At 63.2% G+C, this 16442-nt stretch carries 14 protein-coding genes (1 of these 14 cut by a window edge); 6 read left to right on the top strand and 8 right to left on the bottom strand.

Going from position 1 to position 16442, the window contains the following annotated elements; all coding sequences use genetic code 11:
- Positions 1-693: 693 nt before the first annotated feature.
- The gene (locus tag J3P94_RS19325; protein ID WP_305495957.1) at positions 694-1641 is read right to left on the bottom strand and encodes an AraC family transcriptional regulator; all 948 of its coding nucleotides are present in this window, start codon (positions 1639-1641) and stop codon (positions 694-696) included.
- A gap of 199 nt (positions 1642-1840) precedes the next feature.
- On the opposite strand from J3P94_RS19325, the gene J3P94_RS19320 reads away from it, so the two are divergent.
- Together J3P94_RS19320 and J3P94_RS19315 are read left to right on the top strand one after the other, a co-directional pair.
- The gene (locus J3P94_RS19320) at positions 1841-2578 is read left to right on the top strand and encodes an SDR family oxidoreductase (protein ID WP_434569275.1); all 738 of its coding nucleotides are present in this window, start codon (positions 1841-1843) and stop codon (positions 2576-2578) included.
- 27 nt (positions 2579-2605) lie between these two features.
- Complete coding sequence (locus tag J3P94_RS19315; protein WP_434569274.1) at positions 2606-2863, top strand: Atu4866 domain-containing protein; 258 nt, start codon at positions 2606-2608, stop codon at positions 2861-2863.
- Positions 2864-2910: 47 nt separating this feature from the next.
- On the opposite strand, the gene inhA is transcribed toward J3P94_RS19315, so the two are convergent.
- Complete coding sequence (gene inhA, locus J3P94_RS19310; RefSeq protein WP_434569273.1) at positions 2911-3597, bottom strand: isonitrile hydratase; 687 nt, start codon at positions 3595-3597, stop codon at positions 2911-2913.
- A gap of 101 nt (positions 3598-3698) precedes the next feature.
- Between inhA and J3P94_RS19305 the strand changes: the two genes are divergently transcribed.
- On the top strand, positions 3699-4691 hold the full coding sequence (locus J3P94_RS19305; RefSeq protein ID WP_434569272.1) for a GlxA family transcriptional regulator: 993 nt from the start codon (positions 3699-3701) through the stop codon (positions 4689-4691).
- Here J3P94_RS19305 and J3P94_RS19300 read toward each other — a convergent pair.
- From J3P94_RS19300 to J3P94_RS19285, 4 genes are all read right to left on the bottom strand, one after another.
- Positions 4660-5562, bottom strand: coding sequence for an alpha/beta fold hydrolase (locus J3P94_RS19300; protein ID WP_434569271.1), 903 nt, complete (start codon positions 5560-5562; stop codon positions 4660-4662). The genes J3P94_RS19305 and J3P94_RS19300 overlap by 32 nt on opposite strands.
- A gap of 28 nt (positions 5563-5590) precedes the next feature.
- The gene (locus J3P94_RS19295) at positions 5591-5968 is read right to left on the bottom strand and encodes a hypothetical protein (RefSeq protein ID WP_434569270.1); all 378 of its coding nucleotides are present in this window, start codon (positions 5966-5968) and stop codon (positions 5591-5593) included.
- 750 nt (positions 5969-6718) lie between these two features.
- Positions 6719-8542: a glycoside hydrolase family 15 protein gene (locus tag J3P94_RS19290; protein ID WP_434569269.1), complete on the bottom strand. Its 1824-nt coding sequence runs from the start codon at positions 8540-8542 to the stop codon at positions 6719-6721.
- Positions 8535-9335: an SDR family oxidoreductase gene (locus tag J3P94_RS19285; protein ID WP_434569268.1), complete on the bottom strand. Its 801-nt coding sequence runs from the start codon at positions 9333-9335 to the stop codon at positions 8535-8537. Before J3P94_RS19285 ends, J3P94_RS19290 begins: the two co-directional genes overlap by 8 nt.
- 158 nt (positions 9336-9493) lie before the next feature.
- Between J3P94_RS19285 and J3P94_RS19280 the strand changes: the two genes are divergently transcribed.
- Positions 9494-10666, top strand: coding sequence for an MFS transporter (locus tag J3P94_RS19280; protein ID WP_434569267.1), 1173 nt, complete (start codon positions 9494-9496; stop codon positions 10664-10666).
- Positions 10667-10788: 122 nt separating this feature from the next.
- Here J3P94_RS19280 and J3P94_RS19275 read toward each other — a convergent pair whose 3' ends face one another.
- On the bottom strand, positions 10789-11922 hold the full coding sequence (locus J3P94_RS19275; RefSeq protein ID WP_434569266.1) for a cupin-like domain-containing protein: 1134 nt from the start codon (positions 11920-11922) through the stop codon (positions 10789-10791).
- Between the two features lie 82 nt (positions 11923-12004).
- Positions 12005-12775, bottom strand: coding sequence for a trans-aconitate 2-methyltransferase (gene tam, locus J3P94_RS19270; RefSeq protein ID WP_434569265.1), 771 nt, complete (start codon positions 12773-12775; stop codon positions 12005-12007).
- Between the two features lie 132 nt (positions 12776-12907).
- Between tam and J3P94_RS19265 the strand changes: the two genes are divergently transcribed.
- Together J3P94_RS19265 and J3P94_RS19260 are read left to right on the top strand one after the other, a co-directional pair.
- The gene (locus tag J3P94_RS19265) at positions 12908-13642 is read left to right on the top strand and encodes a thioesterase II family protein (protein ID WP_434569264.1); all 735 of its coding nucleotides are present in this window, start codon (positions 12908-12910) and stop codon (positions 13640-13642) included.
- 400 nt (positions 13643-14042) lie between these two features.
- Positions 14043-16442 carry the beginning of a non-ribosomal peptide synthase/polyketide synthase gene (locus J3P94_RS19260; RefSeq protein WP_434569263.1) on the top strand. It continues 10035 nt past the right edge of the window, so 2400 of the gene's 12435 nt are visible here — the first part of the coding sequence; it begins with the start codon at positions 14043-14045; its stop codon lies off the right edge, out of view.

Below are 16442 nucleotides of genomic sequence, written 5' to 3'. Positions count from 1 at the left end.
TCTTGGAAAAACCCGCTTCGGCGGGTTTTTTTTCGCCTGTAGAAAAGTAACAGTGGCGCATAGCGAAACGCTTACGTTGCGACGCTGCTTTCTCGTCTTTTTCTGCCTATTGATCCCCTCTAATCTACATCCATCCACTGAGTACAGGGAGTGCTTGGGGTCATGGATGATGGGACCCGGCATGGAGTGCCTGACAGGAAGTCAATCTGGTCCTTGAAAAACCCGCCTAGGCGGGTTTTTTTTCGTCCAAGGAATAGCCCCGTCATGCCAGGCGCCGTCCCATAGTACGGTCAGCGCCATCAGCAGCGAGAGTCTGGCCACCGGGAGTACGGTCAGCGCCATCAGCGGCGAGAGTCTGGCCACGAGGAGTGCGATCCGCGCCGTCTGCTGCCACTGACTGCGAAGGCTCAGGCGACTGGGTAAAGAATCGATCCTGTTGCTGGCTTGGCAATGCGAAAGCGCTGGCGCTCAGGACAAGGCTGGTAACGGCGATCAAGGAATTGAAAGTTTTCATGGCAATGACTCCGGTCGTATCAAAGGGTTGAGTGCCGGGTCGTTCAGACGTCGAAATCTGCTGAACCCGTTGCAGCCCGGACGGTTGCCTTGCTGCATGGGTTCAGAGTAGGGGCGAGGTGGCTAGGGTCGTTAGTCGGATACTGCCCTCGGTTTGCCTGATCCTGTTTGTATGCAGAATCAGGCGCTGCTCGCTTGCAACGCCTGGGCGCGAAGGCGAGCGACGTCCTTGCTCGGTGAGGCGCCGAATAGACGGCTGTATTCACGGCTGAACTGCGAGGGGCTCTCGTAGCCCATTTTGTAGCCGATTGACGAAACATCGCTGTTCTCCGCCAGTAGCAATCGTCGGGCTTCCTGCAGGCGTAACTGTTTCTGGTATTGCAGCGGGCTCATGGCGGTCACGGCCTTGAAGCGATGATGCAGTGCCGAGGGACTCAGATTGATCATCTGCGCCAGGCTGTCGATGCTCAATGGTTCGGCGTAATGGGTGTTAAGCCACTCGATGGCGCGGCTGATGCGGTGGGTCTGGGTGTCAGGAATAGCGATTTCGTGCAGCCGCCTGCCCTGGGCGCCCCGCAACAGTCGATAGAAAATCTCTTTCTGGGCCAGTGGCGCGAGGGTGGCGATGTCGTCCGGGCTGTCGAGCAGTCGCAGCAAACGCAGCATTGCGTCGAGCAGCGGCTCGTCGATGCGGTCCAGGAACAATCCGCGATCGGCTCTTTCGCTCGGTACGCCAATTGGGCTGGCATCGGCGATCAACTGGCAGATCTGTGCCGGGTCGATGTCCAGGCGTATGCACAGGTACGGTTGCTCGGGGCTGGCCTCGATTACCTGGCCGGCCAGCGGCAGCGTCACAGAGACCACCAGGTAATTGAGCGGATCGTAAACGTAGCGCTCGTCAGACAGCGTGACTTCCTTGCGCCCCTGGACAATCACGCACAGCCCGGGCTTGTGCACAACGTGCAAGGCCTCGGTGGGTTGATCGCTGCGGATCAGGTGCAAGGCCTCGATGGCCGTTGCGTGGACACCATATTCCGGTGCGAAGCGCTTCATCAGGTTCGCCAGCTCGGCGCGACGCTGATCTACGCCGTTAATGGGCGTGATGGTGATGGACGTGGATACCGACATGCCGATCAATCTCCCTGACCAATTTAATGGATCGCGCTAGTAAAGCTGATTGCAGCCGTAACGACCAGAGGCGTTATCGTTACAGGATCGTGCAAATGCGCAGGAGAATCCGGCTAACCGAAGCGCCTGACACCCTCCTAATCTGGACCTGTCAAAACGCTCCCACCGGGGGCCAACGCATCCAGACGAGGAAACCATCATGTCCGATATTCAAAACAAAGTAGTGGTCATCACTGGCGCCAGCAGCGGGATTGGTGAGGCGGCAGCACGGTTGTTGGCGGCCCGCGGGGCTTGCGTGGTGCTTGGCGCCCGGCGCGTGGAGCGCTTGCAAGCGCTGGTGCAAGAACTTGAAGCCGCCGGTCACCGGGCTGCCTGCAAAGCCGTGGACGTGACCCGTCGCGACGATGTCCAGAGCCTGATCGATTTCGCCGTCGAGAAATTCGGCGGGCTTGATGTGATCATCAATAACGCCGGCGTCATGCCGCTCTCCAAGCTTGAGGCGCTGAAGGTCGAGGAATGGGACCGCATGATCGACGTCAACATCCGTGGCGTGCTGCACGGCATCGCCGCCGGCCTGCCGTTGATGCAGCGCCAGCGCAGCGGACAATTCATCAATATTGCCTCCATCGGTGCGTACACCGTCAGCCCGACTGCCGCTGTGTACTGCGCGACCAAGTTTGCCGTACGGGCGATTTCCGAAGGCCTGCGCCAGGAGGTGGGTGGGGATGTCCGCGTGACGGTGATTTCCCCCGGCGTGACCGAGTCGGAACTGGCCGAAAGCATTTCCGACGAAGGCGGACGGGCCGAGATGCGCGAGTTCCGCAGGATCGCCATCCCCGCCGAGGCCATCGCTCGGGCAATTGCCTATGCGATCGAGCAACCGGCGGACGTGGACGTCAGCGAACTGGTAGTGCGGCCGACGGCCAGCCCATTTTAAAACCTGGCGACCACTAGGAGACGTCCCATGAGAAAGGCATTTGGAGATCAGGACAAATTCGTCGGCCTGTGGGTGACGGCCGATGGCGTGATTCGCCATCGGTTGCTTCCGGGCGGGCGCTACGACGAAGCACGTGGCACTCGCGAGAGTGCCTACGAGGGCGACTATTGGCTGCAGGACGACCATATCGAATACCACGACGATACGGGTTTCACCGCCGACGGTGATTTTCGCGATGGCGTGCTGTATCACGCCGGAATGGTCCTGTATCGCCAGGAGGAATAGGCCATCCAAGCCAGGCACCGGATTGCTGTGTCTGGCTGAACCTGCCGCTACGCTGATTCCAAGCGTGCCGCAGCCCGCTGGGTGATCTGCGAGCGCACGCGGAACGATTCCGCCGAACGCCGGTTGGCCTCTTCGAGCACCAGCGTCGGCGCGGTGTCCGGAGAACCTGCGGCGAACGGCGGAGCAGGTGCGTATTCAAGCTGCAATTGGACCAGCTCGGCGGTGTCCTGGTCGAACAGCTCGGCCGCCAGGGTCAAGGCAAAATCGATTCCCGCGGTAATGCCACCTCCGGTAAGCAGGTTGCCGTCGCGGACCACACGGTCCGTGACCGGCGTCGCCCCCAGCGGCTGCAACAAACTGTGGAAGGCCCAGTGGGTGGTGGCGCGTTTGCCGCGCAACAATCCCGCCGCGCCGAGTACCAGCGCACCGGTGCACACCGAGGTGATGTATTTGGCGTGAGTGGCCTGGCGTTTGATGAAGGCCAGGGTCTGCTCGTCTTCCATCAACGGACCGACGCCGCTACCACCGGGGACACAAATGACGTCGAGCTTCGGACAGTCCTCGAAGGTGGTGGTTGGCAGCAGGACCAAGCCCGTGCTGGAGGTAACCGGCGCCAGGTCTTTCCAGATCAGATGCACTTTCACATCTGGCAGCGAAGCCAGCACGTCAAAAGGCCCGGTGAGGTCCAACTGCTGAACCTGGGGGAATAACAGAAAACCGATCTGCAACGTCATGTCGCTTGCTCCTTTGGATGATTGCCCGAGAGGGTGGACGGTTTGACTTTAGACTCGTAGGATCTGGCTTATTCGCCAATAAGCCCTCGAATCACGCCAATATGCCAAACACAGCAAAAACCGTTCATGTGCTGGCCTTCGCCAACGTACAAGTGCTGGATGTCACCGGGCCTCTGCAGGTCTTCGCGTCGGCCAATGATCTGGTTTGCGGACAAGGCTTGCCGGCGCCGTATGCGCCGACTGTTATTGCTGCGGGTGGCGGGGCGGTGATGTCGTCGGCGGGGTTGGCGCTGATGGCCGAACCACTGCCCAGCGAGGGCAGTGACACCTTGTTGATTGCCGGCGGTTGGGGCGTGTACGAAGCCGCGAAAGATCCTGCGCTGGTGGCCTGGGTCAGGGATCAGGGAGCGCGTTCGCGAAGGGTCGCATCGGTGTGTACCGGGGCGTTTCTGCTGGCGGCCAGTGGCTGGCTGGACGGACGCCGGGTGGCGACCCATTGGACCCGTTGTGAACAGCTGGCCCGGCAACATCCAGAACTGCAGGTCGAACCCAATCCGATTTTCATCAAGGATGGTTCGGTCTGGACCTCGGCTGGAGTCACGGCCGGCATTGACCTGGCGTTGGCGCTGGTCGAAGAGGACCTGGGCCGGGCGATGGCGCTGGAAGTCGCGCGGCATCTGGTGGTATTCCTCAAGCGCCCCGGGGGGCAGTCGCAGTTCAGCGCTACTTTGGCATTACAGGAGCAGGGCGGTCGTTTCGATAAACTGCACGCCTGGATCGCCGAAAACCTCACCCGCGACCTGGGCTTGTCGAGCCTGGCCGCCGAGGCCGGTATGAGCGAGCGCAGCTTTGTCCGTCATTACCGCGCCGAGACCGGCCAGACCCCGGCCCGTGCGGTGGAACTGATCCGCGTGGAAACTGCCCGGCGGCTGCTCTGCGACAGTGCGGTGCCGATCAAGCGCGTCGCCCTGCAATGCGGCTTCGGCAGCGAAGAAACCTTGCGTCGCAGCTTTCTGCGGGGCATGGGCGTGACGCCCCAGGCTTATCGCGAGCGGTTTGCGCTCAGCCCTCAAGCAAATCCAGCAATGCCCTGAGCGTGGCTTCAGGTGCTTCCTGAGGAATGTTATGGCCGACGCCGGCCAGCACGCGGCGCTCGTAGCGTCCGGTGAAATGCGCGGCATCTTCGTCGTGCTCGGGCGCAGGTCCCACCCCGTCATCTGCACCACACAGGGAAATACTCGGCACGCTGATGGCCGGTTGCGCCGCCAACTGTTCCTCCATCCATTCAAGCGTCGGATCTCCCGGCGCGTACATGAAGCGATGGCGATAGGAATGAATCACCACCTCGACAAAATCCGGATTATCAAACGAAGGCGCGCTCAGCGGATACAGCTCCGCACCGCGCGCCCAGGTCGGCGACCACAGGCGCCAGAGCAATTGGCACAGCTCGCGTCGGTTCTGCTTCACGCCTTCGACGCCTCGGTCGGTGTGGAAGTAATACTGATACCACAGACGGTGTTCGGTTTCCGGGTCCAGTGGCTGGGTCGATCGAGGAATATTCTGCAGGTTGTAGCCATCGCCGGTGACCAGGCAGCGAACGCGCTCGGGCCACAACGCGGCGACAATGCACGCGGCGCGGCCACCCCAGTCATAACCGCACAGCGCAGCCTGGGGAATATCGAGTGTGTGCATCAGGTCCAGCAGGTCCTGGGCCAGTGCCGCTTGCTGGCCGGAGCGGGCAATCGCGGGATTGTTGAACCGGGTCGGGCCGTAGCCGCGCAGGTACGGCACGATGACTCGATAACCGCGTTGGGCCAAGGGCGGGGCAACCTCGTCAAAGGCCCGCGGATCGTAGGGAAAACCGTGCAGCAGGATAATCGGCTCGCCGCTGGCGGGGCCGTGTTCCTCATAGGCGATGCGCAGCAGCGGCGTTACCGCAAAATTGATCCTGGGCGCAGATGTCATGTCGGTCTCCGGCTTCACTCGGTTGGGGTCAGGCGGGTTCCTGGTTCACATATTTGGCCCGGTCTGGCGTGAATGTCACGATCATGCTCGTGTTGGAGCAGGTCAGGGTGCGTTCCTCGGCCAGGTCGATGTCCAGGTCTTCGCCGCGCAGGCCCTGCCATTGGGCTAGATACTTGAGGCAACCGAACTTGGCGGTCTTCTTCAGGCTGCGGCTGACCCCGCCTTTCCAGCCCAGCACCGGTAGCTCTCCGGCGAGACAACGTTGCGCCAGTTCAGGGAACCTCTGCGCCCGGTCGCGGCCGACTTCCCAGCATTTGATCAAGCCCTTGTCCGGGCCGTCCCAGAGTTCTTCGCGGCTCAGCCCGGTTCGGGGTTCGGTGGTGATGGTACGTTGGATATGCGTCATGGTCGGGTCCTTGAGTCGGGTTCTTATCGGGCAGCTCCGCTGCACCCGTGAGTGCATCGATCTTAGGAGAGGGGGACGGGGCTGGCAACCAGGAGTCACTCAAATGCGTTTGGCTTTGGCGAAAAGCAGATCCACCGTGGCGAGGGAGCTTGCTCCCGCTCGGCTGCGCAGCAGTCGTCGCTTTTCAATCCGGAATTTTTGGGGTCGCTGCGCAACCCAGCGGGAGCAAGCTCCCTCGCCACGGGCTTGGTGGTCCTACAAAAAATTTGGCGAATCAGAATTTTCCGACGAGTCGTGGCGGTTGGTGCTTCGGAAGTTGTGGGGATAGGCTTTGGTCGTCGCTGCAAAATCAGCGACCGGGCTTGGTCGTCCGGGTTTAGAATGGCGCATTGTCTGCTTATGGCTGACTGTGCGTGGGAGGGCTGCGGCCCTGCCGGGTTTCCATTCCCTGGTCGACCAACCTGCGCACAGTTCGCCACCCTCTGCTTGGTCGCGGAAATGGCGAACTCCACCGCTGGGGCTTCAGCAGTTGATCGAGTTGGGAGTACTGCTGGCCAACCGAGCGCTGGATAACATCGAACTGGCGGAGCCACCGCGCTAGCCGGAGCGCTGCAGGCCCCCTGTGGCGAGGGAGCTTGCTCCCGCTCGGCTGCGCAGCAGTCGTCGTTTTTCAATCCGGAATTTTTGGGGTCGCTGCGCAACCCAGCGGGAGCAAGCTCCCTCGCCACGGGGGACAATCCAAATTTCCCCTCACGGCTGCCAATGATTTTTCTCCCCGCTCAACCTGCGGTCCAGGAAACTCGCCGCGCTGATCAGCGCCAGATGGCTCAGCGCCTGGGGCAGGTTGCCCAGGTGATAACCATGGCTGTCGAATTCCTCGGCATACAGCCCAAGCGGATTGGCGTAGCGCAGCAATTGTTCGAATTCCAGTTGGGCTTTCTCCACGCGGCCGGCGCGGGCCAGGCACTCGACGTACCAGAACGAGCAGGCGACGAACGAACCTTCGGTGCCGCTGAGACCATCGATGGAGCCGTCGTCGGTGCGGTAGCGATAGACCATGCCGTCGCGCACCAAATCTTTCTCGATGGCGTCCAGCGTTGACAGCCAGCGCGGGTCGCGGGCACTGACGAAGCGCACCAGCGGCATCAACAGCATCGAGCCGTCAAGGGCGGTGCTGCCCAGGCGCTGGACGAAGTGCTGGTGTTCGTCATTCCAGAAATTCGTCCAGATGTCTTCATAGATGGCCTGTCGAGTCTCGTCCCAACGGGCGAACGGGGCGGGCAGCGAACGTTTGCTCGCCAGGCGGATGGCCCGGTCCACCGCCACCCAGCACATCAGCCGCGAATGCAGGAAATGCTGCTCCTCGCCGCGCATTTCCCAGATGCCCACGTCCTTGTCCCGCCAGATTTCGCACACTTGGTCGACCACATCGACCGTGTGTTTCCAGCCTTGGTGGGAGATGGCTTCGCCGTATTTGTTGACCAGGTACACCGCATCCATCAACTCGCCGAAGATGTCCAACTGCACCTGCTGGTAGGCGAGGTTGCCGATGCGCACCGGTCGCGCGTTGCCGTAGCCGCTCAGGTGCGTCAGCTCGGTTTCCGGCAGTTCGAGCCGGCCGTCCAGGCCGTAAAGAATGTTGAGCTTGGTCGGTTGTTCGCGGCAGTCGCTGACCCGGCCGCGCAGCCAGCGCATATAGGCGTTGGCTTCGTCGACAAAGCCCAGGCGCATGAACGCGTAGACGGTGAACGAGGCGTCGCGGATCCAGGTGTAGCGGTAATCCCAGTTGCGTTCGCCGCCGCGTGTTTCCGGCAGGCCGAAGGTGGCGGCGGCGAGGATCGCGCCCTGTTTGCGCGAGGTCAGCAGCTTCAGCGCCAACGCCGAGCGGTTGACCATTTCCCGCCAGCGACCACGGTAGTTGGATTGGCCGATCCAGCCGCGCCAGAACGCCAGGGTTCGTTCCAGGCACAGGGCACTGGTGTCGTCCACCAGGCGCGGGTCGTCGATGCCCCCGAGGAGAAATTCCGCGGTCTGGCCTTGGCCAAGGGTGAATTCGGCCACCGCCGCCTGGCCCTCCAGGGTCATGGGCTGGTCGGCGCACAGGCGCAGGCTCGGTTGCTGCGGGGCCTCGAAGATGACGTGGTCGCCGTCCTGGCGCGCGGTAGTCGCGGCGCGTGAATAATCATGGCGCACCGCGCAGCGCATGCGAAACGTCGCGCTGCCGACCGTCATGCGAACTCGGCGCAGCAAGACCGGCAAGTCATCCTCGCTGTCGCCAATGGGCAGCAGATCGGTGATCTCCACCACCACGCCATCGCTCAGCCAGCGGGTCTGCAGGACATTCGTGTCGGGCAGGTAGATTTGCTGGCGACGGGCATCCGGCAAATCCGGAGCAAGCTGGAAGATGCCCGCTTCGGGGGTGTCGAGCAGCGAACAGAAGATCGACGGGCTGTCGAATTCCGGCCAGCAGAAAAAATCCACGCTGCCCCGATCGTTGACCAGCGCCGCCGTGCGCATGTCACCGATGATGCCGTGGTTTTCGATCGGGCTCTGCGGTTCGTCATGATCAGCCATTGCCGCGGAACCCCGGATAGAGGCTCATCCCGCCATCGATGAACAGCGTGGTGCCCACCACATAATCGGACAGGTCCGACGCCAGCCAGACCACCGCGTTGGCGACATCCTCCACATTGCCGACCCGGCCGTAGGGGATCAGCTGCAACAGTTTCTGTTCCTTGTCGCCCTCCATGGCCTCACGGTTGATGGCCGTGCGGATGGCGCCGGGGGCGATGCTGTTGATGCGGATGCGCTGGTGACTGGTTTCCTGGGCCAGGGTCTGCATGAGCTGATCGATGCCGCCCTTGGACGCCGCGTAATTGACGTGGCCGGCCCAGGGGATGCGCTGGTGCACCGAACTCATGTGGATAATCTTGCCGGCGGCCTGGGACACACCCTGGCGAATGCCCTGGCGGTTGAAAATGCGCAAAGCCGCGCGGGCGCAAAGGAACTGGCCTGTGAGATTGACGCCGATGACGGTGTTCCAGTCTTCCAGACTCATGTCGACGGCGGCGGCGTCTTTTTGCAGGCCGGAGTTGGCGACCAGGATGTCCAGCGTGCCGAACGCGTCCACGGTCTGGGCGAATAGCCGCTCGACGTCCTGTTCCTTCGACACATCGGCGCCGATGGCGATGGCTCGGCCACCGCTGTCGTTGATCTCGCGGGCCAGGTCTTCGGCGGGGCCGGCGCTGGAATGGTAATTGAGCACCACGGCGGCACCGGCCGCCGCCAGTGCCCGGGCCGAACCTGCGCCAATGCCGGAGCTGGCGCCGGTGACCAGAGCAACTTGTCGGGCAAGAGAAATCTGCATGGGATAGCACCTTGAACTGAGGGCCTTACTTGCTGACTGACGACAGGCGCGCAGAGTTCATTTGCAGGCGGCAGTCTTCACATATCACCCACAGTTTTGCGCTTTCCCCGGCACCGTCCTTTGTGGCAAGTTGCAGGCCCTTGTTGAGGCGGCGTCCCATGGCAAATCCTTATCGTGAACTGTTCAGCGCACCTGGCAGCCGTGGCTTCGTGCTGGCGGGAATGATCGCGCGCATGCCGATATCGATGACCGGGATCGGCGTGATCACCATGCTTGCGCAGCTCAAGGGCGGTTACGGATTGGCCGGCGCGGTGGCGGCGACGTTTGCCTTGGCGACGGCGTTCTGCGCGCCGCAGGTGTCGCGGCTGGTCGACCGTTTTGGCCAGGGGCGGGTCTTGCCATTAGCGGCGCTGCTGGGTGGCGGGGCGTTGCTGATGCTGCTGTTGTGCACGCGCTTGCAGGCGCCCCAGTGGACGCTGTTCCTGTTCGCCGCCCTGGCCGGATGCATGCCCAGCATGTCGGCGATGGTGCGGGCGCGCTGGACCGAGGTGTATCGCGGCCAGCCGCAGCTGCGCACTGCCTATGCGCTGGAGTCAGTGTTGGACGAGGTCTGCTTCATCGTCGGACCGCCGCTGTCGGTGGGGTTGTGCGTGGTGGCGTTCCCGGAGGCTGGGCCGCTGGCCTCGGTGTTGCTGCTGGCGATCGGCGTAACGGCGTTTGTCCTGCAGCGCGGCACCGAGCCGCCGGTGCACCCGCATCAGGCGCATCACCAAGGCTCGATCATCAGCTCAAGCAACGTGCTTTTGCTGCTGCTGTTGATGGTCGCCATGGGCGTCATCGTCGGGGTGGTGGACGTAGTCAGCGTGGCGTTCGCCCAGCATCAGGGGCAACCGGCGGCGGCGAGCATCGTGCTGTCGGTCTATGCCATCGGCTCGTGCCTGGCCGGCCTGGCGTTCGGCGCGCTGCGCTCGAAACTGCCGTTGCCGCGATTGTTCCTGTACGGCGGGGTGGCGACGGCGCTAACCACGCTGCCGCTGTTGTTGGCGAGCAATATCCTCGGGCTGTCGCTGGCGGTATTTGTCGCGGGGTTGTTCTTCGCGCCGACGCTGATCGTTGCCATGGCCCTGGTGGAACGCATCGTGCCGCCGGCGCGGCTCACCGAAGGCCTGACCTGGCTGGTGACCGGGCTGAGCATCGGCGTGGCCATCGGCGCGGCGGGCTCGGGTTGGCTGGTGGATACGTATGGCGCGCGCAGTGGTTTCTGGCTGGCGATTGCGGCTGGGGCAGTGGTGCTGGGAGCGGCGGTGCAGAGTTATCGCCAGCAAAAATAACGCACAGTCCTTTGTGGCGAGGGAGCTTGCTCCCGCTGGGTTGCGTAGCGACCCCAGTTTTTGCGCCTGCTGCGCAGTCGAGCGGGAGCAAGCTCCCTCGCCACGAAAGCAAACTTCGGACGCTACCAACCCCGCCCCGAATTCACCCAGAAATTCACTGATAGCGAGGTGGACACCGACTCCACCTGATGAAACCAGCCCTCCGGCAAAAACAGCAAATCCCCAGCCTCCAGCGTCACCCGCAGGAATGTCACGTCGCGGGCGTGGGGGAAACGCTCGTAGTCCGGCGCGTCCGGGTTGAAGTCGCAACCGTCCAGCCCGCCCTGGGGCGCGGTCGACCAGGTGCCCAGGGCCTCGCGGTGGTGGGGGGCGGCGAGGGTGAAGGTTTTCTGGCCCCAGACCTGGGCGAACAGGTTGTCGGTGTCGTCGCGGTGCAGCGGTGTGAGGGTGCCCTTGGGGCCGATCCAGATGCGCGGCGGAATGAACAGCGATGGATCGAAGTAGGGCGGGTACTTGATCAGCTCCATCAGTTGCGCCGGCAAGATATTGTTGCCCATGTAGGCTGGCGGCTCGCCGTCCGCACCCTTGGCGGCCGGGTTGTCGAGGGACGCGATGAAATCGGCCATGGAGGTCGAGCGAAAATCGCGCTCGGTGGAAAAGGTTTTTTTCACGTAGTCGCCGTGGCGAGTGATGCCTTGCAGCTGGGCAAAATGCACCAGGGATTCTTCCCGGCTGAGCTTGAACAAGGGCCAGTCCTGCAGCGCGTCGCTGATCACCAGCGGAATGCCATGGGGCAGGTAGCGTGCCTGGAAATCCCTCACCGACAGTTCGCTTCGCGGCCGCCGCTCGACGCTGCGTTGGGTCGGCAGGCTCGCGGTGAGGGTATCGCTGAAGCGCGGCGGGGTCGGGTAGCGTTTGTTCATGTCGACCTTTTCCGCCGGGCGGCTGCCATTGCGGGCGTGATCGATGATCTGCGGCAGCAACGTCGCCAGGCCCATGTTGCCATCGATCTTCAGGCGGCCGCTGGCGAACAGTTCCTCGACATTGGCCAGGCCGGCCATGATCCCGAGAAAATCCTTTTCCGCGATTTCCATGGTCACGTCGGGGCTGCTGTGCCGACCAGCCTGGGTGTGGCTGCTGGCTTTGACCTCGGACCAGTACGCCTGATGAGGGCCGAACACGAATTGGAAAACGCCGTCGATACCAACGGCGCCGGCGTTGGCGAACAGTTTGCCCAGGATGGTTTGCAGGTCCACGGCGGTCACTCTTGTGGGTTTTGGTCTTAGCAGGTAACGAGGGCCTGGATCAGAAATTTAGCCCTCGCGCCTGACCATCGCCCTAGCGTGTCGCGACGATAAACACCCTCGGGAACGGCAGCAGGACCGACCCATCGTCCAAGGCCGGATAGGCCTGTTCGATGGCCTTGAGGTATTGCTTCAGATAGTCCTCGCGCTGCGCTTCGTCCAGCGGCTCGAGGAATGGCCGCAGGCCGCTGCCCTTGAACCACTCCACGACCCCCGAGGCGCCACCGGCCAGCGGGTGATGGTAGGTGGTGCGCCACACATCGACGCGGGTGCAGTGGGGTTTGAGGATCGAGTAATAGGTGCTGGCATCCTCCACCTCGGTCCGCGAATCCGCCGCGCCGGCCAGTTGGCTGGCCCAGGGGCCGCTGGCAGCGATGTCACGCATCAAGCGATGGGAAGGCTGGTGCAGAGTGTCAGGCATCTGGACGGCCAGGCTGCCGCCAGCGGCGAGTTTGTCCACCAGCGACGGCAGCAGGGTGGCGTGGTCGGGCAGCCATTGCAGCACGGCGTTGGCGAAGATCACGTCGAAGGGGCCGCTTTCGTTCCAGCGCCCGATATCGGCGGTGTCGAATGTCACGCCGGGCAAGCGCTTACGGGCGGCTTCGACCATGTCGGCGGAACTGTCCAGGCCACGCACCGTTGCGTCGGGAAAGTGATCGACCAGCAGTTCGGTGGAGTTGCCGGGGCCGCAGCCCAGGTCGATGACCTGACGCGCCTGTACCGGCGGGATGGCCGCCAGCAGATCGCGGGACGGGCGGGTGCGTTCCTGTTCGAACGCGACATATTGTTGGGCGGACCAGCTCATTGTGTTCTCCTTAAGGGCAGACCAGGCCATCGGGCGTGCAGTATAAGACGCATCCGGGCGAGGGGCCGGTGACTAATTCTGCACGGCCCGGCCTCGTTATTCCTTTTATACAAACGATCGGAGAAAACCGCTGTGACCCAACTGACCCTGCTGTGTCTGCCGTATTCCGGCGCCAGCGCGATGGTTTACAGCCGCTGGCGGCGCAAGGTGCCGCAGTGGCTGACGGTGCAGCCGGTGGAGTTGCCGGGGCGTGGGGCGCGTTTCGCCGAGCCGCTGCACACCGACATGGGGCCCTTGGCCAAGCAATTGGCGCGGGAGCTGGCTCCGACCCTCCAGGCCCCTTACGCCTTGTTCGGCCACAGCCTGGGCGCGCTGCTGGCCTGTGAAATCGCTCATGCCTTGCGTGAGCTGGGCTGCCCGGAGCCGGTAGCGCTGTTTGCCTCGGGCACCGCGGCGCCGACGATGCGCGCCGACTATGACCGAGGTTTCGCCGAGCCGAAAACCGATGCCGAACTGATCGACCAGCTGCGTACCCTCAACGGTACCAGCGAAGAGGTGCTGGCCAATGAAGAGCTGATGGCTTTGACCTTGCCGGTACTGCGCGCGGACTTCCTGCTCTGTGGCCGCTACCAGCCAAGGCTTCGGTCACCGCTCAACTGCCCCGTGCACGTACTCGGCGGCACCGCCGACAAGGCCACCACCGAACAGTTGATCGGCTGGAGCCGCGAAACCAGCGGCAGCTTCTCCGTGGATATGCTGGCGGGCGGGCACTTCTTCATCCATGAACACGAGGCCAGGGTGCTGCGGCTGATCAAGGATCAGCTGAGCGTGCATCACCGGCGACACGGGTTGGCGATCAGCGCCTGACTCGATTTCCAAGCGCACGCAATACAGGCCCCTGTGGGAGCGAGCTTGCTCGCGATAGCGGTTTGTCAGCTTGCCTATGCATGACTGATCCGCCGCCATCGCGAGCAAGCTCGCTCCCACAAGTGATCTGTGGTGGACACAAATATCGAGCCCGACACCAGCCCCTGTGGGAGCGAGCCTGCTCGCGAAGGGGTCGTCACCTTCAACATCCCAGCCAGCTGACCCAGCGCTTTCGCGAGCAGGCTCGCTCCCACAGGGATGGCTGATTATTCTTCAAATCCCTGCTCCACCTCGCTACTCGACACAAATTCCCAATCGCTAATTTTTCCGGTTTGCATTCGTTTCATAGGGACGACTTGCCTTTGTGCCTCTGTGCCCACTGATTCCGGATACCCCAGAAATGAATGCTGAAGACGCCTTGAAACTTGCTCGCCGGTTTATCGGGTTGCCCCTGGACAAGCGCCAGATGTTCCTGGCAGCGCTGGACAAGGAGGGCGTGGACTTCAGTCGCTTCCCCATTCCCCAAGGCGTCGAAGCCGACGACCGCCAGGCCCTGTCCTATGCCCAGCGCCGCATGTGGTTTCTCTGGCAACTGGACCCCGACAGCGGCGCCTACAACTTGCCCGGCGCGGTGCGGCTCAAGGGCACGCTGAGCCTGTCGGCGCTGGAGCAGGCCTTCGCCAGCCTGGTGGCCCGCCATGAAACCCTGCGCACAGTGTTCCAGCGCCAGGCCGACGACAGCCTCCTGCAAGTGCCCATCCATGCGCCGCTGATGATCGAGCAACAGGACCTCAGCGGCTTGCCGGCAGGCGAGCGCGAGCAGGCAGTGCGCCAAGCCGCCGAAGCACAATCGATGCGCCCCTTCGACTTGTCGCGCGGCCCTTTGCTGCGGGTCGAACTGCTCAAGCTTGACCAGCAGGAGCACGTGTTGCTGCTGACCTTGCATCACATCGTCTCCGACGGCTGGTCGATGAACGTGCTGATCGACGAGTTCGTCCGCTGCTACGACGCCCACGAAGCCGGACTCAAACCGCAACTGGCCGACCTGCCGATCCAGTACAGCGACTATGCCCTGTGGCAGCGTCGCTGGCTGGAGGCCGGCGAGCAGGCGCGGCAGCTGGCGTACTGGCAGGCACAACTGGGCGATGAACATCCGGTGCTGGAGTTGCCCACCGACCATTCGCGCCCGGCGATGCCCAGCTATCGCGGCAGCCGCTATGAATTCGCCATCGACGCCGCATTGGCGGAGCAACTGCGCAGCACAGCCCAGCAGCAGGGCGTCACGCTGTTCATGCTGCTGCTCGGCGCGTTCAATGTGCTGCTGCATCGCTACAGCGGCCAGTCCGATATCCGCGTCGGCGTGCCGATCGCCAACCGTAACCGGGATGAGGTCGAAGGGCTGATCGGCTTCTTCGTCAACACCCAGGTACTGCGTACCGAACTGGATGGCCAGCTCCGTGTCGACGAGTTGCTGCGCCAGGTCAAAGAAACCGCTCTCGGCGCCCAGGCCCATCAGGACCTGCCGTTCGAACGCCTGGTCGAAGCGCTCAAGCTGGAGCGCAGCCTCAGCCATACGCCGTTGTTCCAGGTGATGTACAACCATCAGCCGCACGTGGCGGACGTCACCACGATCCGCACGGCGTCCGGGCTGGAACTGGGCATGATCGAATGGCAGGCGCGCACCACCCAGTTCGAGCTGACCCTGGACACTTATGAAAAGGCCGGCACGCTGCACGCGGCGCTGACCTACGCCAACGACCTGTTCGAGGCGCCGAGCATCGCGCGCATGGCCCGGCATTGGCTGCGATTGCTCACGGCGATGATCGCTGATCCGTCCCGGCGCATCGGCGAACTGCCGCTGCTCGACGCTGACGAACACGCCACCCTGGTCCACGGTTGGAACGCCACGGCGCAACGCTACCCGACCGAGCGCTGCATGCATCAACTGATTGAAGCCCAGGTGGCGCGCACCCCGGACGCACCGGCGCTGGTGTTTGCTGAGCAAACCCTGAGCTATGCCGAGCTCGATGCCCGCGCCAACCGACTGGCTCATCTGCTGCGTGAGCGCGGCGTGCGGCCGGATAGCCTGGTGGGGATCTGCCTCGAGCGCTCGCTGGAAATGGTGGTGGGCTTGCTGGCGATTCACAAGGCCGGCGGCGCCTATGTGCCGCTGGACCCTGAGTACCCGCAGGAGCGCCTGGCCTACATGATCGAGGACAGCGCCATCGGCTTGCTGCTGACCCAGCGCTCGCTGTCGGCGGCGCTGCCAACCGACGGCGTCGAGGTGATCGAGCTCGACCAGCCGGCCGGCTGGCTCGACGGCTACAGCGACCATCGTCCCGACATCACGCTTGATCCGCTGAACCTGGCCTACGTGATCTACACCTCAGGCTCCACCGGCAAACCCAAGGGCGCTGGCAACAGTCACGCGGCGCTGGTCAATCGCTTGTGCTGGATGCAGCAGGCCTATGGCCTGGACGGCAGCGACGCGGTGCTGCAGAAAACCCCGTTCAGCTTCGACGTTTCAGTGTGGGAGTTCTTCTGGCCGCTGATGACCGGAGCCCGGCTGGTAGTCGCCGCGCCAGGCGTGCACCGCGATCCGCTGCAACTGATCGAGACCATCAATCGCCATCGCATCAGCACGCTGCACTTCGTGCCTTCGATGCTGCAAGCGTTCATTCATGAGCCAGGCGTGGAAAGCTGCGAAGGTCTCAAGCGCATCGTTTGCAGCGGTGAAGCGCTGCCGTTGGACGCGCAACACCAGGTCTTCGCCAAGCTGCCGAACGCCGCGCTCTACAAC

It is taken from the genome of Pseudomonas sp. Z3-8 (assembly GCF_051131975.1).
Taxonomy (GTDB): Bacteria; Pseudomonadota; Gammaproteobacteria; order Pseudomonadales; family Pseudomonadaceae; genus Aquipseudomonas.
Note: the sequence above shows the minus strand (reverse complement) of the source record. Positions and strands in the feature narration are given on the sequence as shown.